This is a genomic window from Pannonibacter carbonis, from assembly GCF_003012935.1.
GTDB classification, from domain to species: domain Bacteria; phylum Pseudomonadota; class Alphaproteobacteria; order Rhizobiales; family Stappiaceae; genus Pannonibacter; species Pannonibacter carbonis.
The window spans coordinates 171,634-195,478 of record NZ_PUDR01000010.1; the positions used below are offsets into that span (position 1 = coordinate 171,634).

The following is a 23,845-nucleotide window of genomic DNA, read 5'->3' on the forward strand; positions in this document are numbered from 1 at the left end:
CCCTGTCGATGACGTCGCTGATCGACGTCATCTTCCTGCTGTTGCTGTTTTTCATGCTGTCCTCGACCTTCACCCGGTTTGGGTCTGTCGACTTTGGCGGGACCGGCAAGGCTGGCGGAAGCGGCGTTGCCACGACGCCCGACATTCTTGTCATGGTTTCCGGCGAGGGGCTGCGCATCAACGGAACGGTCGTCAGCCCGGATGCGGTCGAGGCAGATCTCGCCGGGTACCTCGCGAAGGGCGCAAAATCCGCGATGATCCTGCCGCGCGAGGGAGCCAATGCCCAGGCCTTGGTCGATGCCGTCGAGGCGCTGCGCCGGGCCGCAAGGCTGTCAGGAACCGACCTGACCCTCACCGTCGCCCGCTGATCTGCCACAAGGACCTTATCCCGTGATCCGCCTCGAACGCGACAAGCCGGTGCGCAAGATGGAAACCACCATCTCGCTGATCAACATCGTCTTCCTGATGCTGATCTTCTTCCTTGTCGCCGGCCAGCTTGCCCCGCCGCTCGACAGCGCGGTCACCCTGACCGATGCCCGCGACGCTGAATCCCTGCCGCCGCCCGATGCGCTGTTCGTCCATGCCGACGGCCGCCTGACCTTCCGCGGCGCAGACATTTCCGCCGACGCCTTCGTCGCCGACCGGCGCATGCGCCTGACCACGGACGCACCTGAAATCCTTCTCGCCGCCGACCGGGAGCTGGACGCGCGCAAGCTCGTCGAGGTCGTCGATGCCCTCAAGCAGGCCGGCGCAGCAAGGGTCAAGGTCGTCACCCGACGGATCACGCCATGAGACTGCGGCCGTGGCACATTGGCCTGGCTCTCGGCCTGTCGCTGACCTTCCATCTCGGTGCCGGGGTGATCGCCCTGACGCGCGAGGAAACACCTCAGCTTGCCGGCGGCGGCGTCCAGATCGGCGCGGATATCGGCACGGCCTTTGACACCGTCATCCAGTCCGGTGATCCCAGCGATACCATTGTCGCCGCGACCCAACCCGACACGCTCACCCCTGAGACCCCGGACCCCGACCCGCAGTCGCAACCGGCCGAGACGCTGCCCGTCGCCCCGCCCGTAACAGAGCCGGTCACTGAGCCGGTCAGGCCCGCCGAGGCCCCGCGTCCCCCCGTCGCCGCCATCGAGCCGGCACCTCTGCAGCCTGCGGCCGAGCCCACTCCGCTGGCCGCAGCGCCAGTCGTCCTGCCCGAGCCCCTTGCTGCGGACCCAACCGCAACGCTGGCACTTGCTGCCACAGCCCCGAGCGCCCCGCCCGCACAGAAACCCGCCGAGCCGGTCTCCGCCGTCGCCCCTGCGTCGCTCGCGCCCGTTGTTCCCGTCGAGGCGGTGAAGCCCCTTCCAGAACCGGCAAAGTCAGAACCGGCAAAGCCCGAGCCTGCCAAACCCGAGCCGAAAAAAACGGACACGCCCAAACCGAAAAAGCCAGCCAAACCAGCTGCGGCCAAGGCCCCGGGTGCCGCCGCCCAATCCAACGCCAAGACCAGTGCGCCCGCCGCGCCGGCCCAAGGGGGAGCCGGTGGCCAGTCGAACGTCACCGCCCTCGCCGGTGGCGCCGGACGGATCGGCACGGACAATGCGGAAGGCAATTCCGACGTCACCAATTATCCCGGCCAGATCAGCCGCGCCTTGCGCCGTGCGCTTTACTATCCGCCCTCGGCCAAGCGCCGCCGCCTGACCGGCGAAACGCTGGTGTCCTTCGTCGTCGCGAAGGGCGGCAGCGCCTCCTTGATCCGCGTCGCCCGCAGTTCCGGCGTGCCTGAACTGGACGAGGCCGCGCTTGAAACCGTGCGCCGGGCCGCGCCCTTCCCGGCCATTCCCGCTGCCGCACGCCGCGACAGCTGGACCTTCACCATTCCGATTGCATTTCGATAGATTGATAACACACCTGAGCCTTGTGAAACCTCTGCTGACTGCCGTATGACTTGTGAAATGCCCGCAGTGCCGGGCCACAAGGAGCATCCATGTCCGGCGTTTCTTTGCCAGGTTCTTTGCCAGCCTCCGGCTTGACTGCCACTGCGGCCGAACAGCCGAGCCCATCTCTTGCGCAAGACGCTCAGCTGATGGTGGCCCGCGACGGGCTTGACCCGGCGCTGCGCGGCACCCTCTGGCGCCACCGCAAGACGCAAGGCACCTACCGGATCCTCGGCAAGTGCCGCATCGAGGCGACGGGCGCGGAGGCCTTCCTGTACCAGGGCCACGATGGCACGATCTGGGCCCGGCCCATGGATGAATTTCTCGATGGTCGTTTCGAACAGCTTGAACAGGAGCCAAGGCCATGAGCCGGTGGATGATGCGCCAGCGCTGCATGCTGGCCGGAGCAGCTCTCCTTGGTCTGGCGGCTCAGCCTGCCCTTGCCAGTGAACTGGTGCTGCAGGATGGCAACTGGACCCTGTCCTGCGACACGGACGGTCTTTGCATCGCCGACAGCTTCGTCTCGGTCGGCCAGGATCATTACCTGCGCCTGGCACTGGAACGCCCGGCTGATCCATCGGCGGAGATGGTGCTGGAATTCCAATCCTCGCTGACCCCGCCGGTCGGTGGCAAGCTCCGCCTCTGGGTGCCGAGCGAGGACTACCGCATGGTCGGTGATATCACCAAGGAGCCCTCGGACGGCAAGGTCCGCTTCGGCGGCATCACGCCGAACGAGCCGATGATGATGGCGCTGAAGGCCGCGGCCACCGCCACCGCCGTGGTCGAACTGCCTGACGGCAAGCAGACCGAGATCGCCGTTTCGCTCGATGGCTTCACGCCCGTTTTCGCGTTGATGGATGACGCCCAGGGCCGCATTGGCCGCACAGATGCGGTCGTCGTGCAGGGCCCGCGTGACCCGGCCGCCGGCCGCTATTTCCTCTCGTTCCGCCCGGGCGAGACCCAGGTCGTCCAGTCGACCGTGACGGATGACCGCCGCGTGCCGATCATCGAGACGCGCAAGCTGGCCACCCTTGCCGACATCCCGGACCGGGTGCGCGAGGCGGTCGCCGGCGGGCCCGCCTGCCCCCTGCCCGACACCATCGAGAGCATCGGCGGCACCTTCTACGGCATCGACGAGCGCAGCGGCATCTGGGAGCTGCCCTGCTTCCTCGGCGCCTATCAGGGCACCTTCGTCTATGTCTATTCCATCCTGCTCGACGGCGACCTCAACGCCGCCCTGCTGCATTTCCAGGGCCCGCCGACCGGCGAGCCGACCGAGGATCCGGAGATCATCAGCCCGATCTTCGATCCGAAGACCTCGCTGCTGACCTCCTTTGCCCGCGCCCGCGGCGTCGGCGACTGCGGCCGCTTCGAGACCTACGAGCTGGTGTTCCTGGAAGGCGAGAGCATCGGCTGGGAGGCGCTGGAACTGCGCGAAAAGAAGGACTGCAACGGCGTCGACGACGCGCCGGAATCCTATCCGCTGATCTGGAAACGCGAAGGCTGAGCGCGCCGCTCAATCTTCCACGCGGTCTTCCAGGCGGAAGCGGAAGATCCGCGCGATCTGTGCCAGTGCGGTTGCAAACTCGGTCGCCGGGTCATTGCCGATCCGGCTCTCGAAGGCGGCCAGGATCATGTCCTTGGTCGCGCCTTTCACTGCGAAGATAAACGGAAAGCCGAACTTGTCCTTGTAGGCGTCATTGAGCGCCGTGAAACGGGCAAACTCGTCCGCGCTGAGCCGGTCAAGACCAGCCCCGGCCTGTTCCTTTTTGGAATCCTCGGCCATTTCCCCGGCAATCGCCGCCTTGCCGGCCAGATCCGGATGCGCCCGGATCAGCGCCATCTGCCGCTCCCGCGGGGCCGCCTGCATCGCCGCATCAAACGCCGCGACCAGCGCCTCGCGGCTGGCGAAGGGCCGGCGCGTGGCCGCCAGCTCGGCAACCCAGGGCGAATGTTCGGCCACATCGCCGTAGTGCCCGAGAAACGCTTCGGCGCTCAGGCCGTTGACGGCGTCGATACTCAGCTTTGCGCTCATCGGATATGCCTGCTTCACTTCTGCTGCGCGATCCAGGCACCGAGCGTCTGCCGCTCGGCATCGGTCATGCCGGTCTCGTTGCCAAGCGGCATGGCATCGGACTGCACCGCCTGCGCCATGATCAGATCCGCGTAGCGCCTGAGATCGGCAACCGTTTCCAGCCGCACCTCCTTCGGAGCCTCGCCGAAGCCCTCATGGGTTGGCGTCGCCGCATGGCACATGACGCAATGGGCCTGGCTGATCTTCAGCGCCTCCGCATCGGCCACCGTGGCCGCGCCTGAATAGTCGGTCGGCGCGGTCATCACCAGCGCGGCCACAAGTCCAACGGCTGCCACCGGCAGCGACCACCAGTAACGGGCGAACGGGTCGCCGGCCTCATGCCGGTTGAGGAAGTGGCGCACCATGCCGCCGATGACGAGGACCAGCGCCACCAGAATCCAGGCATGCGGATGCCCCGTCAGCATCGGGTAATGGTTCGAGACCATCATCAAAAGCACCGGCAGCGTCAGGTAGTTGTTGTGCACCGACCGCTGCTTGCCCATCTGGCCGAGCGCTGGATCCGGCGCTTCCCCGCGCAGCAGGCTGCCGACGATCTTCTTCTGGTTCGGAATGATCACGCCGAACACGTTGACGGCCATGATCGTGCCAATGAAGGCCCCGACGTGGATCAACGCGCCACGGCCGGAGAAGACCTGTGTGAACAAGTAGGACGCGCCCAGGATCAGGATGATGAGACAGCCCGCCAGCAGCGGCGTGTTGCGCCCGATCGCCGAGCGGCACAGCCCGTCATAGATGAACCAGCCGGCAGCAAGGCTTGCGACCGAAATCAAAACCGCCTCACCGGGCGTCAGAACAAGTCGATTTGGATCAATAAGATAGGTCGAAGCATTGAAGTAGTACTGCACCACCAGAAGGGCAAAGCCCGTGACCCAGGTGAGATAGGCCTCCCACTTGTACCAGATCAGGTCCTGCGGCAGGTACGACGGAGCCACGGTGAATTTTTCCACGTGGTAGAAGCCGCCGCCATGCACTTCCCAGGCCGTGCCATAGACGCCCTCGCGCATGCCCTCTCGCTTGCGCAGGGCGAGGTCCAGCGCGATGAAGTAAAACGACGCGCCGATCCAGCCAATGCCGACAACCAGATGCGCCCAGCGAAGCAGCAGGTTGAGCCAGTCAGCAGCGAAGGTCATCAGCATGGCACTCTCTCTGGAAATTTCGTCTTTTTGTGCAGCGAACGGAACCTGCGACCCCGTCATTCTTGGCCAGTGACACCATCACCGGCGTCCCGGCTTCAGCAGTTCTCCCCACTCACCCGCAGCCGTCATCCCCGCCTTGTGCGGGGATCCACCCCCACGGCCAGAGCGAACAACAACCATCAGAGCCTGGTGAGACGCCAGATGGATCCCCGCACAAGGCGGGGATGACCCGGGAGGAATGGTCCCGCCAAGGGCACATCCCGGAACGAAGGCAGGGGCGCGAAGACCGCCCCCGCCCGCTTGCCGGTTACTGCGGCAGCTTGTCGTCAATGCCCTTGATGTACCAGTTCATGCCAAGGATCGCGCCGTCGTCGAGACGCACGCCGTCCGCAGCCGCTTCCGTGCCATCCTGCTTGGTGATCGGACCGGTGAAGGGCTCCCAGCCAGCGATGATCTTGGCTTCGGTTTCCTTGGCCAGTGCGGCAACGTCATCCGGCATGTTGGTGTAAGGAGCCATGACCACATGGCCTTCCTTCAGGCCGTGCCAGGTCTGCTTGCTTTCCCAGGTGCCATCCAGAGCCGCCTGGACGCGCTCGATGTAATACGGGCCCCACTCGTCGATGATCGAGGTCAGCTGCGACTTCGGCGCAAAGGCGATCATGTCGGAGGCCTGACCAAAGCCCAGCACGCCGCGCTCGGCCGCCACCTGCAGCGGCGCGGTGGAATCGGTGTGCTGCGAGATGATGTCCGCGCCCTGGTCGATCAGAGCCTTGGCCGCATCGGCTTCCTTGGCCGGGTCGAACCAGGAGTTGACCCAGACGATCTTGACCTTGAAGTCGGGATTGACGGACTGGGCACCGAGCAGGAACGAGTTGATGCCGGAGACAACTTCCGGGATCGGGAACGAGCCGATGTAACCGGCGGTGCCCTTCGTCGACATCTTGGCAGCAATCTGGCCGAGGATGTAACGGCCTTCGTGGAACTTCGAGTTATAGGTCGCTACGTTTGCGGCGGTCTTGTAACCGGTCGCATGTTCGAACTTCACGTCCGGATACTTGGCCGCCACTTTCAGGGTCGGGTTCATGTAGCCGAAGGAGGTGGTGAAGATGATGCCACAGCCTTCACGAGCGAAGCGCTCGATGGCGCGCTCGGCGTCAGCGCCTTCCGGCACGCTTTCCAGATAGGCAGTTTCCACTTTGCCGGCGAAGTGCTTTTCCATGGCAAGGCGGCCCTGGTCATGCTGGTAGGACCAGCCGAAGTCGCCGACCGGGCCGACATAGATGAAGCAGGCCTTCAGGTCAGCGGCCTGAGCGGCAGAGCCGGCAGCGGCAAGAGCAATAGCCGCGACAGCAGCTTTCAGGATGTTCTTCATTGTGACACTTCCCCTTTTGGTTGGGACTTCGGATCGAAGCACAGGCGGATCATGGTGATGGCATCCGGGACCGGACCGCGACGGCCCCGGCGGCTGACGCGGTGATCAGCGATCAGGGACGAACGGCTTGCCGAGGCACGCAGGCGTGTTGACCAGCGTCAGGCGGCGGTTCGAGGAGATGAACACCAGCACGAGGATGGTGGCAATATAGGGCAGGCTCGACAAGAGCTGTGAGGGCACACCGACGCCAACAGCCTGGGCATGGAAGGTCAGCACCGTGACCGCGCCGAAAAGATAGGCTCCGATCACCACCCGCCAGGGCAGCCAGGAGGCGAAAACAACGAGCGCCAGCGCGATCCAGCCGCGCCCTGCGGTCATATTCTCTACCCATTGCGGCGTGTAGGCGAGCGACATGTAGCCGCCGGCAAGACCGGCACAGGCCCCGCCGAAGAGAACCGCAAGGAAACGCACTTTCAGCACCGAAAGGCCAAGCGCATGCGCCGAGGCATGGTTGTCACCCACCGCCCGCAGCACAAGGCCTGCCCGGGTCCGGGCCAGCGCATAGGCAACCGCAATGACAATCGCGACGGACATGTAGACAATCGGATCCTGACCGAAGATCACTGGCCCGATGAAGGGCAAGTCGGTCAGGAACGGCAGATCCAGCTTTTCCAGCTTGAGGCCGGGAACACCGATGAAGGCTTCACCGATGAGGCCCGACAGGCCAAGACCCAGCAGCGTCAGGGCAAGGCCGGTGGCCACCTGATTGGTGACCAGCACCAGCACCAGGAACCCGAACAGCGCCGACAGCGCCATCCCGGCGCCGATGGCCCCCAGGATGCCGAGCGTGCCCGAACCGGTAAGATTGGCGACGGCAAAGCCGGTCACCGCGCCCATGATCATCATGCCCTCGACGCCGAGGTTCAGGACGCCGGAGCGTTCCACCACCAGTTCGCCGATGGCCGCCAGCAGCAGCGGCGTTGCCGCGGTGATGACAGTCAGGAGGATGGCTTCAAACATGGGCGTGGCCTCCCTTGGCCGTCTGGCCGAATTGCAGCTTGATCCGGTAGAGGATGAGCGTGTCGCAGGCGAGCACGAAGAACAGCAGCATGCCCTGCACAACGCTTGCAATCTTGTCCGAAATGCCCATCGAGGCCTGCACGCTCTCCCCGCCGATGTAGCTGAGCGCCAGCACGAAACCGGCAACGACGATGGCGAGCGGATTGAGCCGGCCGAGGAAGGCAACGATGATCGCGGTAAAGCCATAGCCCGGCGAAATCGTCGGCTGCAGCTGGCCGAGCGAACCGGCCACTTCCATGATCCCGGCAAGACCGGCAAGGCCGCCCGAAACCATGAAGGCAAAGACGGTCATCCGCTTTTGCGAGAAACCGGCAAAGCTACCCGCACGCGGGCTCTCGCCCAGCACCCGGATCTCGAAGCCCTTGAGCGTGCGCGCCAGCAGCAGCGACAACAGGATGGCAATGGCGATGGCAATGTAGAGCGAGATCGACAACCGCCCGTCACCGACAGTCGGCAGCATGGCCGAGGCGGAAAACAGCGCAGTTTCGGGGAAGTTGAAGCCGGCCGGATCGCGCCAGGGGCCGCGCACCAGATAATCCAGCGTCAGGTTGGCGACATAAACCAGCATCAGGCTGACGAGGATCTCATTGGTGTTGAAGCGGTTTTTCAACAGCGCCGGAACCAGCGCATAGAGCGCGCCGCCCGCCGCACCGAACAGCAGCATCAACGGCAAGGTCAGGCCGTTGTCGAAGGCGGGAAACAGCACCGGCAGGACGGACCCTGCAAGGGCACCGATCACGAACTGCCCTTCGGCGCCGATGTTCCAGTTGTTGGACAGGTAGCAGACCGACAGGCCGCAGGCGATCAGCACCAGCGGCACCGCCTTGACCAGCAGTTCCTGCAAGGACCAGAGGTCGGTCATCGGCTCGATGAAGAACTTGTACAGCGCAAGTCCTGCGTCATGCCCGGCAACGGCAAACAGCAGCGCAGCGGACAGCATTGTCAGCATGACCGCAATCACAGGCGACAGCCCGGTCATCAGCCGGCTGTGTTCTGACCGTTTGATGAGAACAATCCGCATCATGCCCCTCCCGCTGCCGCTGCCGCCGTCACCGGCACAGGTGCTGCCGTGCCAGCCTCGGCTCCGCCGGCCATCAGCAGGCCGATGCGCTCGCGCGTCATCGCTGCAGCCGGTTCCGCTGGCGACAGGTGGCCGCGTGAAATGACGGCGATCCGGTCGGCGATTTCGTAAATTTCATCGAGGTCCTGGCTGATCACCAGCACCGCCGATCCCTTGCGCGACAGATCCACCAGCGCCTGACGGATGAGCGCGGCAGCGCCCGCGTCGACGCCCCAGGTCGGCTGGTTAACGATCAGGACACCCGGATTGCGGCTCATTTCGCGGCCGACGACGAATTTCTGCAGATTGCCACCCGACAGCGAGCGGGCCTCCGGGTCGTCATGCGACATGCGCACGTCATAGACCTGCTTGATCCGCTTCTCCATCTCGCCGATCCGCCCGAAGGCAACGAGACCACCCTTCACCAGGCCATCATCGGTGGCATGCCGCGTCAGAAGGATGTTCGAGGACAGACGGAATCCCGGAACGGCGCCATGACCGAGGCGCTCTTCAGGAACGAAGGCCGCGCCCCGCTGGCGGCGGCGGGTGATGCCCTCCTGGCCGCAAGGCGCGCCATCGATCGTGACCATCCCGGCCGCCGTCCTGCGCTCGCCGGTCAGGGCATCAAACAGCTCGCCCTGCCCGTTTCCGGCAACACCGGCAATCGCGACCACCTCGCCCGCCTTCACCTCGACCGTTACGCCGCTCAACGGAACGGCAAAGGGTGTCGCCGGTGCAAGACTGAGCGAACGGGCAGACAGGCGGACCGGGGACGTGACATCCGGCCGGCTCGCCGCCGCCACATGGCCAATCTCGGCGCCCACCATCATCCGGGCCAGCGAGCCTGGCGTCTCCAGTGTCGGATCACATTCTGCCACCACCTTGCCATGGCGCAGGATCGTGGCGTGGTGACAGATGCGCTGCACCTCTTCCAGCCGGTGGCTGATGTAGAGAACCGCGCAACCTTCGGACGCCAGGCGCTTGAGGGTGAGGAACAGCTCGTCGGCCTCCTGCGGGGTCAGGACCGAGGTAGGCTCGTCCATGATGATCAGGCGCGGCGCTTGCAACAGGCAGCGGACGATCTCGATCCGCTGGCGAATACCAACGGGAAGATCGGCAACAAGCGCGTCCGGATCGAGCGGCAGGCCATACTCGCGCGAGACGGCGCGAATTCTCTCGCCAAGGCTGCGCATTGTCCCGGGTTTCTCCAACGCAAGCGCGATATTCTCCGACACGCTCAAGGCTTCGAACAGGGAGAAATGCTGGAACACCATGCCGATGCCGAGCGACCGGGCCGCTGCCGGAGAGGCCACCCGCACCGGCTTGCCCTGCCACTCGACGCTGCCCGCATCCGGTTCCAGTGCACCATAGAGGATCTTCACCAGCGTCGACTTGCCGGCGCCGTTCTCCCCCAGCAGCGCATGGATCTCGCCCTTGTTGATGACGAGATCCACATCCGCGTTGGCAGCGATACTGCCAAAACGCTTGGTGATGCCGCGCGCGGCGAGGAGAATTTCAGCGCCCGCGCGCCGCCCTCCGCCACCGGGCGGGGCGTTGTCTGTGCCCTCTTCTGCCGCTGCAGTGCTGCTGTCCACGCCGTCCCCCCGGAAGTTCCTACGCTTGGCGGTGTTATTGTCTTAGCCCTGAGCCTAGCGCAAGAGTTTGATTGGATAAGGTTTCCCCGTTTGCTGCCTCATTTTTGACCAGCAGTTCCACGGCAATCGAAGCCGCAATCGCCGCCGGCAGCTTGGACGAGACGCCCCCTGCCCCGACCGGGCAGACCATGGCCGCGACTGCCGCAGGGGCGACGCCACGTTTGCCAAGCCGGCTGACAAACCGCGCCCGTTTGGTCGCGCTGCCGATCACGCCGACATAGGGAAATCTGCCAATCCCCAGTGCCGCCGCAGCGATGTCCTCATCAAGCGCATGCGAATGCGTCATGATCAAAATAAAGGCATCATCAGGGGCCTTGTCCACCAGTTCTGCCGGCCGGTCATGGGCAATGCAGGTTAGCTGCCCCGGCATCGCCCCCGGAAACATGTCCGCCCTGCTGTCGATCCAGGTGACCGCAAACGGAAGCGGTGCCAGAGCCAGAACCACCGCCCGGCCAACATGCCCCGCCCCGAACAGCCAGACGGGCCGCTCGGAGGCCCCGAACCACTCCAGCACACTGCCGTCTTCGGCTTGAACAAAGGCGGCGGCGGGAAGGTCGGCGTTCACCGCGGCGACCTTGCGCTGCCCCGTGAGGGGATCGCGCCGGGTCAGAAACCGTCCCCCCATCGCCTCGCGCTCAGCCAGGGCCGAAACCTCGGCCAAGTCCTTGACCGAAAAGGCTTCAATCGCAACCTCAACCCGCCCGCCACAGCATTGGCCGAGGTCAGGCCCGAGCGAAACCCGCCGCAGGGCAAGGTCACTCCGGCCATCTGCCATCGCTGCCCTGGCCCAGCGGATTGCCTCATACTCCAGCGTTCCGCCCCCGATCGTACCCGACAAGCCGCCATCGGCCCGTACGATCATGCGGGCCCCCACTTCCCGCGGCGCCGAGCCGGCCACCTCCGCCACCGTGACAAGGGCGCAGGCCCCGTCTCGGGCGAGGCCGTCGGCTATCCGGCGCCACAGGCTCATATGGCCACTCCCGATTTCATCGCCCGAACGGCCTTCAGGATGGCTTCGGGCGTTGCCGGCGTATCGAGCGCGGGAACATGGCCGGGGCGCAAGGAGGCGATTGCGTCCGTGATTGCGCAGAACACGGAATTGGCCAGCATCACCGGCGGTTCGCCGACCGCCTTGGAGCGGTAGATCGTTTCCTCAGGGTTGCCGGGACCGTCGAACAATTTCACATTGAAATGCGCCGGAATGTCGGATGCGGTCGGGATCTTGTAGGTCGATGGCGCATGGGTACGCAGCCGGCCTTGCGCATCCCAGACCAGTTCCTCAGTCGTCAGCCAACCCATGCCTTGCACAAAACCGCCCTCGATCTGGCCGATATCGATGGCGGGATTGAGCGAATGGCCGACATCATGCAGCACGTCGATCCGGTCAACGACCATTTCGCCGGTCATGGTGTCGATGGTCACCTCGCTCATCGCCGCACCATAGGCGAAGTAGAGGAACGGGCGGCCACTGGCGGTCTCGCGGTCCCAGGTGATTTTCGGGCTGGCGTAAAAACCGGCATCGGACATGTGGATACGGGCCTGGTGCGCTGCCCGGGCAAGCTCTGCCAACGGGATTTCGATGTCCCCGGCAATCACCCGGTTGCGGCGGAAGACGACGGCCTCAGGCGGACAGGTGTAGCGCTCGGCTGCAAAGGCCGTCAGCCGGTCACGGATCGTGCGGGCCGCATTGCGCGCAGCCATGGCGTTAAGATCAGTGCCGGATGACGCGGCGGTCGGCCCCGTGTTGGGCACCTTGGCCGTGGTCGTGGCGGTGATCGCGACCTTGTCGAGCGTCACCCCGAGCTCGTCGGCCACCACCTGTGCCACCTTCTGGTAGAGCCCCTGCCCCATCTCGGTGCCGCCATGGTTCAGGTGCACCGAGCCGTCGGTATAGAGATGCACCAGCGCACCGGCCTGGTTGAGATGTTTCAGCGTGAAGGAAATGCCGAACTTGACCGGCGTCAGGGCCAGGCCCTTTTTGAGCACATGATTGCGAGCGTTGAAGGCGCGAACCTCATGCCGACGCTGCCAATAGCCGGCGCCGTCCTCGAGTTGCTCCACGATCGTGTGCAAGGTCTGCCATTCCTCGACCGGCATGCCGTAGGGCGTCAGATTGCGAGTGCCATCGTAGAAATTGCGCTTGCGCACTTCGAGTGGATCAAGTCCCAGCGTGATGGCAATGGCGTCGACCATTCGCTCGGCTGCCAGCATGCCCTGCGGCCCACCAAAGCCACGAAAGGCTGTGTTGGAACAGGTATCCGTGCGCAGCCGCCGCGACCGGATCACCGCATCGGGATAGAAATAGCTGCTGTCGGAATGGAACATCGAACGGTCGACAACCCCGAGCGACAGGTCGGCAGAATAGCCGCAACGTGCCAGAAGCGTCATGTCGACGGCGCGGATGCGGCCGCTGTCATCATGGCCAACGGCCCAGTCGACCCGGAAATCATGCCGCTTGCCGGTCATGATCATATCGTCATCGCGGTCAAGCCGGATCTTGCACGGCCTGCCGGTGACCCTTGCTGCCAGCGCGGCGAGGCAGGCCCACTGGTTCGCCTGGCTCTCCTTGCCGCCGAAGCCACCGCCCATGCGGCGGATTTCCGCCGTTACAAGAGCATCCGGCACCGCCAGAACCTTGGCAACGACATGCTGCACTTCTGTCGGATGCTGCGTCGAGGTATGGACCAGCATGCTGCGGTCCTCGCCGGGCAGTGCCAGAGCGACCTGACCCTCCAGATAGAAATGTTCCTGTCCACCGATGTGGAACGATCCGGACAGACGGCGTTCAGCGCCTGCAAGGGCGCCCTCGGGATCGCCGCGGCGGAACTGGTAATCCGGCAGCACGGTAACGTCTGCGGCGACAGCATCTTCGACGGTGACGATCGGTGCCAGTGGCTCCACCTCGATCCGGGCAAGCCGGGCTGCCCGACGGGCGGCATCGCGAGACGTCGCGACCACGGCAAAAAGCACCTGCCCGTGAAACAGAATCTCATCCGCCGCCAGGACGGGATCACCGCCAATGGAGGGGGAAAAGTCATTATGGCCGGGGACATCCCGAGCGGTCAGGACCGTGACGACCCCTTCGGCCTTGCGCACCGCTTCAAGGTCCATGGCGAGAATGCGTCCACGCGCTGCATGCCGCGTCCAGCCTGGCACCACATGCAGGAGACCCTGCGGCTCGACCATGTCATCGATGTAGGTCGCCGTCCCCGTGACATGCTTCTCGGCGCTGTCATGCGGTAGCGACTTGTGAACATGCGCGAGACCGGCAGTCATCTGGCGGGTGTCATGCGGCGCGTTCATTGTCGCCCCCTTCCTGATGGGCCGCGCCCTTTAGGCGTAGCGGTTCCGTCGCACCGCTTGCCTCCATTAGCGCCTTGACGAGCAAGGCCCGCGCCGCCTCGGTGCGGTAGTCTCCGCTGGCCCGCATGTCGGTGATCGGTTTGTAGTCCATGGTCAGTGCCCGGATCGCGGCTCCCCAGGTCGCCGGGTCATCGAGGCTGGCCCCAACCAGGGCAGCTTCCGCCCCGGATGCCCGCTTCGGTGTTGCCGCCATGCCGCCAAAGGCGATCCGTGCTTCATGAATCAGGCTGTCGACAATCGTCAGGCGAAAGGCCCCCATTACGGCCGAAATATCCTGGTCGAAGCGCTTCGATATCTTGTAGCAGCGATAGAAATGCTCCGCCTCAGGCCGGGGAACGAAAAGGCCGGCAACAAACTCTCCCGGCCTGCGATCCTGTTTGCCGTAGTCGAGGAAGAAATCCTCCAGCGGCAAGACGCGGAGATCGTCGCCCTGCTGCAACTCCACCCTGGCACCAAGCGCGATCAAGGCCGGCGGCGTGTCACCTATGGGCGAGCCATTGGCAACATTGCCGCCAATGGTTCCAGAGGCGCGGACCTGCTTTGAGCCAATGCGGCGCAGCAATTCGCCGAGGTCCGGCGCAATCCGGGTCAGGGCCGGTTCGGCGGCGGTGTAAGTCACGGCTGCCCCAAGAAACAGGCCGGCAGGTGTCTCCTCAATCCGGGTCATGCCGGAAACACGGCCGAGGTGGATGATCTTTGGCAGTGTCCGCAGGCCCTTGGTAATCCAGAGGCCGACATCGGTTGCCCCGGCAACAAGCGTCGCATCCGGATGCTGGCCGTAGATCGCGGCGAGCCCTTCGACCGTCGCCGGGGCAGCAAAGAAACTCTCCGTCGAGCCGAGAAACACATCGCGCGAATCCGCCAGGCGGCGCAGCGCATCGCGGGTCTCGCTGGCGCGCCAGGCAAAGGCATCGTCGGCGGCGTCAAAACAGGAGGCCAGGGCCGCATCGATGATGGGACGATAGCCGGTGCAGCGGCACAGGTTCCCGGCAAGCCAGTCGGTCACCGCCTTGCGGCTCCGTTCCATTCCCTGGGCGTGATACAGCGTGAACAGGCTCATGATGAAGCCTGGGGTACAGAAGCCGCATTGCGAGCCGTGCAGATCCCGCATCGCCTTCTGGACCGGATGCAGCTTGCCATCAGCGCTCAGGTCTTCAACCGTCACCAGTTCCGCGCCATCAATCATGCCCAGCAGCTGGATGCAGGAATTGACCGGCTGATACACCAGCCTGCCATTCACCAGTCGGCCAAGGGCCACCGTGCAGGCGCCGCAGTCGCCCTCGCCACAGCCTTCCTTGGTGCCGGTTGCGCGTTCCGTCAGGCGCAGATAGTCGAGAACGGTGTCCATCGGGCCGACATCGGTCAGTTCGACAACAGCACCAGCACGCAGGAAGCGGATCGTGTCGCGCATGGCTCAACTGCCCCGATAGGTGGAATAGCCATAAGGCGAGAGCAGCAAGGGCACGTGATAGTGGTCCTTTGCCGAGGAAATGCCAAAGCGGATCGGGATGATGTCGAGAAACAGCGGTTCGGTCAGGGCAGCGCCACTGGCCTTCAGATAGTCACCGGCGAAGAAGCGCAGCTCATAGATGCCGGGACCAAACTCTGCCCCTTCCAGGATCGCACCATCAACGCGGCCATCCGCGTTGGTCTCGACCCGGCGCAGGCGTGATGGCTTCGGCTCGACGGCCCACAGCTCGATCACCAGTCCAGCCGCCGGACGACCCAACGCCGTATCCAGCACGTGCGTCGTCAAACGCCCCATACTTCATTCTCCCTCTGGCGTCGCCCTGCGCTGCGCTTGGTGCGCGCCGTCTGTCGCGGCCGTTTGCCGCAGGTCAACTGAAATCAGGTTGCCGCAAAAGCCACGCGGAACATAGAACCATTTATGAAGTCTATCGATGCCTAAATGGCATCAATCGTCGGCAAATGATCCTTCAACGTGATCACGGCGTGATCGAAGAACATGCCCGGCGCAAGCGCCAATGCGCGCATGGACGAGGTGACGATGGCAAAGCGATCCTGCTGCAGCGGTGCATCGGCCAAGGGCCGGAACACGAGCGTTCCCGCCTCCAGGTCCTTTTCAAGTCCGATCCGGGTCTGAAAGGTGATCGCCATGCCCCGGCGGGCCAGGGCCCGCATGAAGCTGAGGGAATTGGCCTCGACATAGGTACGCAGGTTTCCCGGAATACGGGCAAGCGCTGCGTCGAGGCGGGTGCGCAGCGACAGGCCCGGCGCCGGCAGGGCAATCGGATATTTCAGACAGTCGGCCAGCGTCAGGTCTTCCGTAGTGGCGGCAGCATGATCCGGTACCATGACGGCCCCGATGGGCAGGTCATGCGCAAAGGCAATCGACAAGGCGGCATTGCGCGGCGGATCGAAGGTGAAGCCGACATCGGCTTCTGCGCTTTCGACGAGTGCAGCTGCCTGCTGCGCCGATGTCACCGTGATCGCCACATGGATACCGGGATAGGCCTTGCGGAAAGAACCGATGATCTCCGGCAGGATCGTCTCGGCAAAGCTCTCCACGGTGGCAATGGATACGGTGCCGCGCCGCAGGCCTTTCAGGGCGTCGAGTTCGGCAATCGTGCCATCGAAGTCGGAATAGGTGCGGCGGACATGGGCGAGCAGAACCTCGCCAGCCGGCGCCAGACGCAGGCCGCGCCCGACCCGTTCGAACAGCGCCAGATCCAGGGCTTCCTCGAGCCAGAGGATCTGGCGGTTGACTGCCGAGGAGGCAACATTCAGATCGCGCGCGGCAGCGCGGATGGACCCACGCTCGGCCACGGCCGCAAAATAGCGCATGGCGGGCGCATAGAGGCTGCGGGACCGGTCTCCGCCCTGCGCCATCGGGTCAGCCGGGCAACAGGACGGTGGTGCCGGTGGTGCGCCTGCCTTCGAGATCGGCATGCGCCCTTGCCGCATCGGACAGGGCATATTCTTGGTTGATGCCGATGGAGACGACCCCGCCTGCGACCACGTCGAACAGGTCCTTGGCAGTCTCGTCAAGGTCCGCAGGGGCGGCGATATAGCTAAACAGCGTCGGACGTGTGGCGAAGAGCGAGCCCTTCTGCGCCAGAAGTCCAAGGTTGAAGTCAGTGATCGGACCGGATGACTGACCAAAGGACACCCAGAGGCCCCGCAGCTTCAGGCAGTCGAGCGACCCCGGATAGGTATCGCGCCCGACCGAATCATAGACCACATCGCAGCCCTTGCCGCCGGTGATGTCCTTCACCCGTGTGACGAAATTCTCGCGGTTGTAGTTGATGACATGAGTGTAGCCATGTGTCCGCGCCAGCTCCGCCTTGTCATCGGAGCCAACCGTCCCGATGACGGTTGCCCCTAGATGCGCCGCCCACTGTCCGGCAATCAGCCCGACCCCGCCAGCTGCAGCATGGAACAGCAACGTCGTCTTGGGACCGACGCGGAAGGTGCTGCGCAGAAGGTAGCGGGCCGTCATGCCTTTCAGCATCATGCCGGCCGCCGTGCGGTCATCAATAGCCTCGGGCAACCGGACCAGCCGGTCTGCCGGCACGACTCGTTCCTGCGCATAGGCGCCGAGCGGGCCGACATAGGCGACCCTGTCCCCGGCCGCGACATGACTGACCCCCTCACCGACAGCGACAACGACGCCTGCCCCCTCGTTCCCCGGGATGAACGGCAGCCCGTTCGGCGCCGGATAAAGGCCCGAGCGAAAATAGGTGTCGATGAAGTTGAGGCCGATTGCCGTGTGGCGGATCAGGGCTTCGCCTGCCATGGGGGCAGCAACGCTTACTTCCTCATAGGTCAGAACCTCCGGCCCGCCGGTGCGGTGGATACGAATGGCCATGGGCATGAGGTTCTCTCCCTGTTTCAGGCTGTCTCAGTGAAGCGGCAGGTTTGCCTTGCGGCGGCAGGCCTTGGCCACCACGTTGATGATCTCGACCATCGCCGAAAACGCCATGGCGAAATAGATGTATCCGCGCGGAATATGGAACCCGAGCCCATCGGCAATCAGCGCGACACCGATCAGCATCAGGAAGGACAAGGCCAGCATCTTGGTCGTCGGATGCTGTTCGATGAACCGGGCGATGGTGCCGGAGGCGAGATACATCACCACCATGGCGATGACGACGGCCGCGACCATCACGCCGATCTGCTGCGCCATGCCAATCGCCGTGATGATCGAATCGACCGAGAACACCATGTCGATGACGATCACCTGGACGATTACCGCAGCAAAGGTCGCAGCGACCGGCGCCTTGCCAGGCTCCTCTTCCAGTTCCATGCCCTTGTGGATCTCGTGTGTCGCCTTTAACAGCAGGAAGAGGCCGCCGGCAATGAGGATCAGGTCACGCCAGGAAAAGCCGTGATCGAACAGGCTGAAGATCGGTGCCGTCAGACCAACCAGCAAGGTCAGGACGGATAAAAGGGCAATCCGGAAGATCAGCGCAAGGCCAAGACCGATCTGACGGGCCCTCTTGGCCTGCGCTGCCGGCAGCCTGGCGACGAGGACGGAAATGAAAACGATATTGTCGATGCCGAGCACCACTTCCATCACGGTCAAGGTGAGGAGGCTGGCCCAGATCTGAGGATCTGCCATCCAGACAAGCATCGAAAAGCTCCCTGCTCAGAAATAGCGCTCCAACGCCTGATGCAGGGCAGATACTGTCAGAAGATACAGGCTCGACAAGGCGAAAATAACCGCCTGCGGCTCGCTGAGGCTCATCTCGTTGTAAAGGCCGATGCCGGCGGTTGCGAGCCAGGCCACGGTCATGCACAAGGTCAGCGGGCGCCAGCGCTTGACGCGGACCGGATGGACAAAGCGGACCGGTAGGAACGTGAACACGCAGCAGGCCAGAACCACCGCAATGGTGAACCCCTGGCTTGGCGACAGCAGCATCAGTCCGAACACCACCATGTTCCAGCAGGCTGGAAACCCCTTGAAAGCCTTGTCATGGGTCTTCATGCCATTGTCGGCAAAATACAGCGCACCTGTGAAGACGACGAGGCCACCGCAGATCCAGTTCCACGGCTGGCCCAGCATCGGGCTGGCAGACAGGGCAAAGGCCGGCAGGAAGACATAGGTCGCGTAATCAATGACGAAATCGAGCGAGGCACCCGACCAGCGCGGCAATCGCTCGGCGATGTTGAACCGGCGAGCGAGCGGGCCATCGATGCCGTCAACGACAAGAGCAAGACCGAGCCAGGCGAACATCTCCTGCCAGTTGCCACGCGCACCGGCCAGCAGCGCGATCAGGGCAATCGGCGCGCCGGAGGCGGTCAGGATATGGATCAGGAACAGTGCCGGTTCGGCCCTGTCCTTGTCAGGAGTAATATCGGTCACGACGGTTCGTCTTCCACTTCGTCCGGTCACATACCATCTGCCGCCGCAGGAGATGTCCCACACAGGCAGGCGGCAACGCGGAGCGCCGCGCGGCGATTGAGCACCAGTCTTATCGCCCGGCCGCTGGAACAATCGCGGCCGAGCCCCTGACGCTGCACAATCCGCAGCGTCAGGCAATGGCGGCGACCGAAACAAGGCCGCTTCCCGGCGCATTATTTCAATTTCATGACGGGTTGAACAGTCCCCTTGCAGAAAAAGCCGGAATGAAGGGACGGCATCCGTGTCGCGGGACTGGGGATGAAGCCGCGGTTCAGGCCAGAGCGCCGGTGGCAAGGACCAGAAGCAGCCCGCCCCAGGCAATGAGGAAGACGCCGATCAGCTTGTAAAGCCAGAGGCTTGGGACATTCTTCTCAACGGTCATGATAATGCCGAGTACAGCAACCCAGACGATGTTCATGATCCCCACGGCAAACATCACTGTCATCATCGCCCAGCAGCAACCGAAACAGGCAAGCCCCTGAACCAGCCCCTCCTGCATGAGGGAGCGCGGCGAACCATCCGGACCGGTGCTTTGCCAGCGCGGCACCCAGCAGCGCGACAGGCACGACAGCTTTGCCGGAGTGAACTGGTAAAGCCCGGCGGCAATCAGGGTCGTGCCGGCCAGGACGAGGCTCACCGGGGCCATCATGGGCGACAACAATCCTGCCGCCGACAGAACCAGTTGTGCTGCCGTGGCCAGGATTGCATATCCGGTCCAGACGCCAAGATAACCCAGCGCCAGAAGGCCCGTCGACACCAGCAGATGCCGTTGGGGCCAGCGGCCAGCATGGGCAATGAACACCGGCAGCGCGCTCGGAAGCATCATCGCCAGGGTCATCATCATCCACATGACAAAGACGAGGCCGGCGTCACCGGCCAGGCTGGTGCCATCCGGCATGCCGAAGGTCGCAACTTCACCGGGCAGGCACAGGACCGCGAGCGCCGCCCGCGCCTCGGCCGGCAGGCCGGCAAAGAGATTGAACCTGTTGAGAAGTCCCATGCCCGGTCCGGCCTCGGTCATGTCCATCACTGGAACCATGGCCACAACCATTGCCATCAGATAGGACCAGCCGATGACAGCAAGCAGCCCGACAAGCCCGGTGACAATGAACCGTTCCCGCCGCCTGTCCCGACTTTCGGTCCGCGGGCGCAATGCTTTGGCAGGATAAGGCTCGTCGGACATCCAGGTTCCTGTTTCTTGCCTGTCATCGGGTTGCTGAACGCCGACCGGACATCGACAGTTCGCACATTGTGTACCCACCTACATTATCCGTCGACGCGGCGCATTGCGTCAGGTCAATCTGCCCCAGGGGGCAAGACTTGCAAATCCCGCCGAAAGCGCCATTCTCCCGCGCAACTGGCGCCAGCAAGGGATTGAAACCATGAGCACCAAGGCCTCCCACGCCCCGGTCCCGCAGACCCGGCAGAAGAACGACGTCATCGTGATCGGCGCCGGCCCGTCGGGTCTGACCACAGCGATCCTGCTCGCCCGGCGCGGGCTGCAGACGGTCCTTGTCGCCCCCGCCGTCAACAGGGAGGACGGCCGCACGACGGCGCTGCTGCAGGCCTCGGTCAATTTGCTCGACGAACTCGGCCTCTGGCAGGAGATCGCCCCGCGTGCTGCAGCCCTTGCCCACATGCGGCTGATCGACGACACAGGCCGCCTGATCCGGGCCCCGGAGATCACCTTCGATGCCAGCGAACTGCAGCTTGAGGCCTTCGGCTACAACGTCCTGAACCGGGAACTGAACGGGATCCTGGAGGATGCCGCAGGCCGGGAACCCGGGTTGAGCTTCGTCAAGGCCAAGGTCGAGCGGGTTATGCCTGCCGAGGATCAGGTGACCGTCCAGCTCGATGACGGAACGACGCTCGCGGCCGCACTTGTCGTTGGTGCCGATGGGCGCAATTCGATGGTGCGCGCGGCGGCCGGGATTGACGTGCGGACCTGGACCTATCCGCAGCAGGCGCTGGTGCTCAATCTGGAGCATGACCGGCCGCACCAGTCGATTTCAACAGAGTTCCACACGCCGACCGGTCCTTTCACGCTGGTGCCCCTGCCCGGGCGGATGTCCTCGCTTGTCTGTGTGGTCACACCGGAAACGGCACAGCATCTGACATCTTACACCGATGAGGCGCTGGCACTGGACCTTGAACGGCGCGCACATTCGATTCTCGGCAAGTTCCGCATCGCCAGCCCGCGTCAGGTCTACACGCTGTCCGGGCTGATCGCCCGCTCTGTCGCGGCAAGGCGCTGCGCCCTGGTCGGCGAGGCCGCACATGTCTTCCCCCCGATTGGTGCACAGGGGCTCAATCTGGGCTTGCGCGATGTCGCCGATCTCGGCGGGGTCTTGCGCGAGGCAAAGGAACGCGGCGACGACATTGGCAGTGATCTGACCCTCGCCCGCTACGAATCCGCCCGCCGTGTTGACATCTCGACACGGACGACGGCGGTCGACCTGCTCAACCGGTCGCTTTTGACCGATCTGCTTCCGGTGCAGGCCGCACGCAGTTTCGGGCTCTATGCGGCGGGACGGGTTGGGCCGTTGCGCCGCATGCTGATGCGCGAAGGCATCACGCCGGTTGCCGGTCGCCCTCGACTCTTCTCCCGGCTTGGACGGCGTTAAGGGGCGATCTTGCTGATCAGACGGCTGGCGTCAGCCAGCCGTTGGTAATGGCATAGATGAAGCCGGTCACGGTGATCACCGAGACCATTGTCCCGATCATGACAAGGCTTGAGGCCCTGTTCATGTAGACCTGATACTGCTGCGCGATGACGAACACATTGGTGGCCGGCGGCAGGCAGGCCATCAGCACGGCTGTGGCAATCCAAATCGGGTCAAACCCGCCAATCCAGTTCAAGAGCAGGAACACCAGCACCGGATGCAGCACCAGCTTGACGGCGAGCAGGGCCGGCAGTTCAAGCGGAATGCGTCCGATCGGCCGCTGCGCCACCGTCACCCCCATGGCAAACAGCGCACAGGGAGCTGCCGCACCACTCAGGAACTTCAGCATGGTGTCCAGCCCCTGCGGCGGCTTGAAACCGATGAAGGCAGCCCCAACACCGGCAATGGTCGCCAGGATGAAGGGATGGGTGAAGACGCGGACCACCACCTTCCACAAGGTTCGGGTGATCGGTTCCTTGTCATTGCCCGACATGGCCATCATCAGCGGCGCGAGAATGAACATCAGCGTGTTGTCGAAGCAGAGCACGAATGCGGTTGGCACCGTCGCCGCCGGGCCCAACACCGCCATGGTCAGGCCTGGCCCCATGTAACCGATGTTCGAATAGGACCCGCCAATCGCCATGATGGTGGACTCGGCAATATTGCCCCGGGTTGCCAACACGCCAATACAGAAGGCGATGGCAAAGACCGTATAGGTGGCGAATGTGGTGGCGGTCACATAGCTGAGATCCGTCAGTTGCTCGACCGGTGTTTCAGACAGCAGCCGGAAGAACAACGCCGGCAAGGCGACATAGATGATGAAGAAATTCATCCAGGCCATGCCGGAAGGCGGAATATCCTTGATCTTTCCGGCGGCGAAACCAAGAAAGATCAAGCCGAAAAACGGAAAGGCGAGTGAGATGACATCTTGCATGACTGTTCCGGACTGCTCTACCGGGATCGCAACCCGCTTGCATGGTGGTCAGGGCGTTGATATCAGGCCTAGCCTGTTCCAACCGGGCGGTCAATGAAGCCCCGGCAGCATGAACTCATCGCTTCAGACAGGGCGAGCGACCCGACGCTGGACCTTGCGCCCTGAAAGCACGGATCGCGCCTGCCATGCAGATATCCCTCTCCCGGCTGATAGGATCAATCGTTCGCCGGATCGAGTGGCTGGCGCTGGTCAGCGTGGTCTGGCTGTTCCGTCTGATTCCGGTCGACGTTGCTTCTGCCGTGATGGGATGGCTCTGGCGACGGATCGCGCCCTTCAATCCGCGCCACAAGCGCGCACTTCGGCATCTGGCCAATGCGATGCCCGAGCTGAGCCCGGCGGACCGGGCGCGGATCGTTGATGGCATGTGGGACAATCTGGGCCGGGTTGCTGCCGAGGCCTTCCACATTGACCGCCTGCTGCACCTGCAGCAACGATTCGAGATCGACATTGACGACCTGACCCAGGAGGTCTTCGAGCGGAAAGGTGGGTGTGTCTTTGTTTCGCTGCACAGTGGCAACTGGGAACTTTGTGTCGCGCCAGCTGTCTGGCGGGGCGTCCCGATTACCGGGGTCTATCAGGCGCTGAAAAATGCGCACTCGGATGCGGTTCTGCGGCAGTTACGCGGCGAACTCTATCCAGGCGGATTGTTCTCCAAGGGGCATCAAACAGCCCGCAAGCTCGTTTCGATCCTGCGTCAAGGCGGCGCGGTCGCGATTATGTCGGACCTGCGCGAACGGCGCGGACTGGTCGTCCCGTTCTTTGACCAGCCGGCTTATGCCACGCCGGTTCCGGTCAGTCTGGCGCGCGCCTGCAATGTGCCGATCATCATGGGCCGCACCGTCCGCCTCGACGGCGTGCGCTTTCGCATCGAGGGACGCGGCCTGATCCTGCCGCGGACCGACGACAAGGAGGCAGACATCCAGGCCGGAACAGAAGCGATTCATGCGCAGTTCGAGGCCTGGATCCGCGAATACCCTGAGCAATGGATGTGGATCCATCGCAAATGGTCCGCCTGACGCGCGGAGCACGGCAGCACCCGGTTGATCCCCGGGATCAATGCCTGCGCCTTTCGGTCAATGGTTGCGGCGCAACAAACAGGCTATAGCGGCTGGGACCCCAGTTCCAGACGGAGGGACC

The 23,845-nt window shown here is 64.0% G+C and carries 23 protein-coding genes; 7 read left to right on the plus strand and 16 right to left on the minus strand.

The annotated features are described in order from the left end of the window. Window positions 1-8 precede the first annotated feature (8 nt). From C8348_RS15240 to C8348_RS15260, 5 genes are all read left to right on the plus strand, one after another. Window positions 9-368: an ExbD/TolR family protein gene (locus tag C8348_RS15240; RefSeq protein ID WP_244294026.1), complete on the plus strand. Its 360-nt coding sequence runs from the start codon at window positions 9-11 to the stop codon at window positions 366-368. A 22-nt stretch (window positions 369-390) separates the two neighbouring features. Continuing rightward, window positions 391-792: an ExbD/TolR family protein gene (locus tag C8348_RS15245; RefSeq protein ID WP_208983782.1), complete on the plus strand. Its 402-nt coding sequence runs from the start codon at window positions 391-393 to the stop codon at window positions 790-792. After that, on the plus strand, window positions 789-1,886 hold the full coding sequence (locus tag C8348_RS15250; RefSeq protein WP_106754215.1) for an energy transducer TonB: 1,098 nt from the start codon (window positions 789-791) through the stop codon (window positions 1,884-1,886). Before C8348_RS15245 ends, C8348_RS15250 begins: the two co-directional genes overlap by 4 nt. A gap of 89 nt (window positions 1,887-1,975) precedes the next feature. Then, window positions 1,976-2,293: a DUF1653 domain-containing protein gene (locus tag C8348_RS15255; protein WP_198647073.1), complete on the plus strand. Its 318-nt coding sequence runs from the start codon at window positions 1,976-1,978 to the stop codon at window positions 2,291-2,293. After that, complete coding sequence (locus C8348_RS15260) at window positions 2,290-3,432, plus strand: DUF1176 domain-containing protein (protein ID WP_106754217.1); 1,143 nt, start codon at window positions 2,290-2,292, stop codon at window positions 3,430-3,432. The genes C8348_RS15255 and C8348_RS15260 overlap by 4 nt, the downstream gene beginning before the upstream one ends. 9 nt (window positions 3,433-3,441) lie before the next feature. Here the strand turns inward: C8348_RS15260 and uraD are convergent, their stop codons facing one another. The 15 genes from uraD to C8348_RS15335 all read right to left on the minus strand — a co-directional run bounded on the left by uraD (window position 3,442) and on the right by C8348_RS15335 (window position 20,234). Next, window positions 3,442-3,960, minus strand: a complete 519-nt coding sequence (gene uraD / locus C8348_RS15265; RefSeq protein ID WP_106754260.1) for a 2-oxo-4-hydroxy-4-carboxy-5-ureidoimidazoline decarboxylase — start codon at window positions 3,958-3,960, stop codon at window positions 3,442-3,444. 14 nt (window positions 3,961-3,974) lie between these two features. Next, the gene (locus tag C8348_RS15270) at window positions 3,975-5,156 is read right to left on the minus strand and encodes a urate hydroxylase PuuD (protein ID WP_106754218.1); all 1,182 of its coding nucleotides are present in this window, start codon (window positions 5,154-5,156) and stop codon (window positions 3,975-3,977) included. A 307-nt stretch (window positions 5,157-5,463) separates the two neighbouring features. Beyond that, complete coding sequence (locus tag C8348_RS15275; protein WP_106754219.1) at window positions 5,464-6,528, minus strand: BMP family ABC transporter substrate-binding protein; 1,065 nt, start codon at window positions 6,526-6,528, stop codon at window positions 5,464-5,466. 105 nt (window positions 6,529-6,633) lie between these two features. Further along, entirely contained in the window at window positions 6,634-7,548 is a 915-nt protein-coding gene (locus C8348_RS15280; protein ID WP_106754220.1) for an ABC transporter permease, read from the minus strand. Next, window positions 7,541-8,632 (minus strand): ABC transporter permease, encoded by a 1,092-nt coding sequence (locus C8348_RS15285; protein WP_244294027.1) that lies wholly within the window; start codon window positions 8,630-8,632, stop codon window positions 7,541-7,543. The genes C8348_RS15280 and C8348_RS15285 overlap by 8 nt, the downstream gene beginning before the upstream one ends. Beyond that, complete coding sequence (locus C8348_RS15290; protein WP_198647080.1) at window positions 8,629-10,182, minus strand: ABC transporter ATP-binding protein; 1,554 nt, start codon at window positions 10,180-10,182, stop codon at window positions 8,629-8,631. Before C8348_RS15290 ends, C8348_RS15285 begins: the two co-directional genes overlap by 4 nt. Before the next feature lie 115 nt (window positions 10,183-10,297). Continuing rightward, the gene (gene xdhC, locus C8348_RS15295; protein ID WP_106754223.1) at window positions 10,298-11,293 is read right to left on the minus strand and encodes a xanthine dehydrogenase accessory protein XdhC; all 996 of its coding nucleotides are present in this window, start codon (window positions 11,291-11,293) and stop codon (window positions 10,298-10,300) included. Beyond that, window positions 11,290-13,626 (minus strand): xanthine dehydrogenase molybdopterin binding subunit, encoded by a 2,337-nt coding sequence (gene xdhB / locus C8348_RS15300; RefSeq protein WP_106754224.1) that lies wholly within the window; start codon window positions 13,624-13,626, stop codon window positions 11,290-11,292. Before xdhB ends, xdhC begins: the two co-directional genes overlap by 4 nt. Beyond that, a complete protein-coding gene (gene xdhA / locus C8348_RS15305) occupies window positions 13,610-15,097 on the minus strand; it encodes a xanthine dehydrogenase small subunit (RefSeq protein WP_106754225.1) in 1,488 nt (495 codons plus the stop codon). Before xdhA ends, xdhB begins: the two co-directional genes overlap by 17 nt. A gap of 3 nt (window positions 15,098-15,100) precedes the next feature. Continuing rightward, window positions 15,101-15,451 (minus strand): hydroxyisourate hydrolase, encoded by a 351-nt coding sequence (gene uraH, locus C8348_RS15310; RefSeq protein WP_106754226.1) that lies wholly within the window; start codon window positions 15,449-15,451, stop codon window positions 15,101-15,103. Between the two features lie 140 nt (window positions 15,452-15,591). Beyond that, on the minus strand, window positions 15,592-16,536 hold the full coding sequence (locus C8348_RS15315; RefSeq protein WP_106754227.1) for a LysR family transcriptional regulator: 945 nt from the start codon (window positions 16,534-16,536) through the stop codon (window positions 15,592-15,594). A gap of 4 nt (window positions 16,537-16,540) precedes the next feature. After that, window positions 16,541-17,521 (minus strand): quinone oxidoreductase family protein, encoded by a 981-nt coding sequence (locus tag C8348_RS15320; protein ID WP_106754228.1) that lies wholly within the window; start codon window positions 17,519-17,521, stop codon window positions 16,541-16,543. A gap of 27 nt (window positions 17,522-17,548) precedes the next feature. Beyond that, the gene (locus tag C8348_RS15325) at window positions 17,549-18,280 is read right to left on the minus strand and encodes a TerC family protein (RefSeq protein ID WP_106754229.1); all 732 of its coding nucleotides are present in this window, start codon (window positions 18,278-18,280) and stop codon (window positions 17,549-17,551) included. Window positions 18,281-18,295: 15 nt separating this feature from the next. Next, window positions 18,296-19,012, minus strand: coding sequence for a CDP-alcohol phosphatidyltransferase family protein (locus C8348_RS15330; protein ID WP_106754230.1), 717 nt, complete (start codon window positions 19,010-19,012; stop codon window positions 18,296-18,298). A gap of 310 nt (window positions 19,013-19,322) precedes the next feature. Next, window positions 19,323-20,234 (minus strand): DUF2182 domain-containing protein, encoded by a 912-nt coding sequence (locus C8348_RS15335; protein ID WP_106754231.1) that lies wholly within the window; start codon window positions 20,232-20,234, stop codon window positions 19,323-19,325. Window positions 20,235-20,433: 199 nt separating this feature from the next. Between C8348_RS15335 and C8348_RS15340 the strand changes: the two genes are divergently transcribed. Continuing rightward, the gene (locus C8348_RS15340; protein ID WP_106754232.1) at window positions 20,434-21,675 is read left to right on the plus strand and encodes a UbiH/UbiF family hydroxylase; all 1,242 of its coding nucleotides are present in this window, start codon (window positions 20,434-20,436) and stop codon (window positions 21,673-21,675) included. A gap of 16 nt (window positions 21,676-21,691) precedes the next feature. Here C8348_RS15340 and C8348_RS15345 read toward each other — a convergent pair whose 3' ends face one another. Next, window positions 21,692-22,648 (minus strand): AEC family transporter, encoded by a 957-nt coding sequence (locus C8348_RS15345; RefSeq protein WP_106754233.1) that lies wholly within the window; start codon window positions 22,646-22,648, stop codon window positions 21,692-21,694. Between the two features lie 185 nt (window positions 22,649-22,833). Between C8348_RS15345 and C8348_RS15350 the strand changes: the two genes are divergently transcribed. Beyond that, window positions 22,834-23,724, plus strand: a complete 891-nt coding sequence (locus tag C8348_RS15350; RefSeq protein WP_106754234.1) for a lysophospholipid acyltransferase family protein — start codon at window positions 22,834-22,836, stop codon at window positions 23,722-23,724. Window positions 23,725-23,845: the final 121 nt, after the last annotated feature.

Excerpts from the sequence above, each read along its gene's own strand:
- C8348_RS15240 (WP_244294026.1), top strand. The coding sequence starts at position 9 with ATGACGTCGCTGATCGACGTCATCTTCCTGCTGTTGCTGTTTTTCATG.
- C8348_RS15250 (WP_106754215.1), top strand. The coding sequence starts at position 789 with ATGAGACTGCGGCCGTGGCACATTGGCCTGGCTCTCGGCCTGTCGCTG.
- C8348_RS15255 (WP_198647073.1), top strand. The coding sequence starts at position 1,976 with ATGTCCGGCGTTTCTTTGCCAGGTTCTTTGCCAGCCTCCGGCTTGACT.
- C8348_RS15260 (WP_106754217.1), top strand. The coding sequence starts at position 2,290 with ATGAGCCGGTGGATGATGCGCCAGCGCTGCATGCTGGCCGGAGCAGCT.
- uraD (WP_106754260.1), bottom strand. The coding sequence starts at position 3,960 with ATGAGCGCAAAGCTGAGTATCGACGCCGTCAACGGCCTGAGCGCCGAA.
- C8348_RS15270 (WP_106754218.1), bottom strand. The coding sequence starts at position 5,156 with ATGCTGATGACCTTCGCTGCTGACTGGCTCAACCTGCTGCTTCGCTGG.
- C8348_RS15275 (WP_106754219.1), bottom strand. The coding sequence starts at position 6,528 with ATGAAGAACATCCTGAAAGCTGCTGTCGCGGCTATTGCTCTTGCCGCT.
- C8348_RS15280 (WP_106754220.1), bottom strand. The coding sequence starts at position 7,548 with ATGTTTGAAGCCATCCTCCTGACTGTCATCACCGCGGCAACGCCGCTG.
- C8348_RS15285 (WP_244294027.1), bottom strand. The coding sequence starts at position 8,632 with ATGATGCGGATTGTTCTCATCAAACGGTCAGAACACAGCCGGCTGATG.
- xdhC (WP_106754223.1), bottom strand. The coding sequence starts at position 11,293 with ATGAGCCTGTGGCGCCGGATAGCCGACGGCCTCGCCCGAGACGGGGCC.
- xdhB (WP_106754224.1), bottom strand. The coding sequence starts at position 13,626 with ATGAACGCGCCGCATGACACCCGCCAGATGACTGCCGGTCTCGCGCAT.
- xdhA (WP_106754225.1), bottom strand. The coding sequence starts at position 15,097 with ATGCGCGACACGATCCGCTTCCTGCGTGCTGGTGCTGTTGTCGAACTG.
- uraH (WP_106754226.1), bottom strand. The coding sequence starts at position 15,451 with ATGGGGCGTTTGACGACGCACGTGCTGGATACGGCGTTGGGTCGTCCG.
- C8348_RS15315 (WP_106754227.1), bottom strand. The coding sequence starts at position 16,536 with ATGGCGCAGGGCGGAGACCGGTCCCGCAGCCTCTATGCGCCCGCCATG.
- C8348_RS15320 (WP_106754228.1), bottom strand. The coding sequence starts at position 17,521 with ATGCCCATGGCCATTCGTATCCACCGCACCGGCGGGCCGGAGGTTCTG.
- C8348_RS15325 (WP_106754229.1), bottom strand. The coding sequence starts at position 18,280 with ATGCTTGTCTGGATGGCAGATCCTCAGATCTGGGCCAGCCTCCTCACC.
- C8348_RS15335 (WP_106754231.1), bottom strand. The coding sequence starts at position 20,234 with ATGTCCGACGAGCCTTATCCTGCCAAAGCATTGCGCCCGCGGACCGAA.
- C8348_RS15340 (WP_106754232.1), top strand. The coding sequence starts at position 20,434 with ATGAGCACCAAGGCCTCCCACGCCCCGGTCCCGCAGACCCGGCAGAAG.
- C8348_RS15345 (WP_106754233.1), bottom strand. The coding sequence starts at position 22,648 with ATGCAAGATGTCATCTCACTCGCCTTTCCGTTTTTCGGCTTGATCTTT.
- C8348_RS15350 (WP_106754234.1), top strand. The coding sequence starts at position 22,834 with ATGCAGATATCCCTCTCCCGGCTGATAGGATCAATCGTTCGCCGGATC.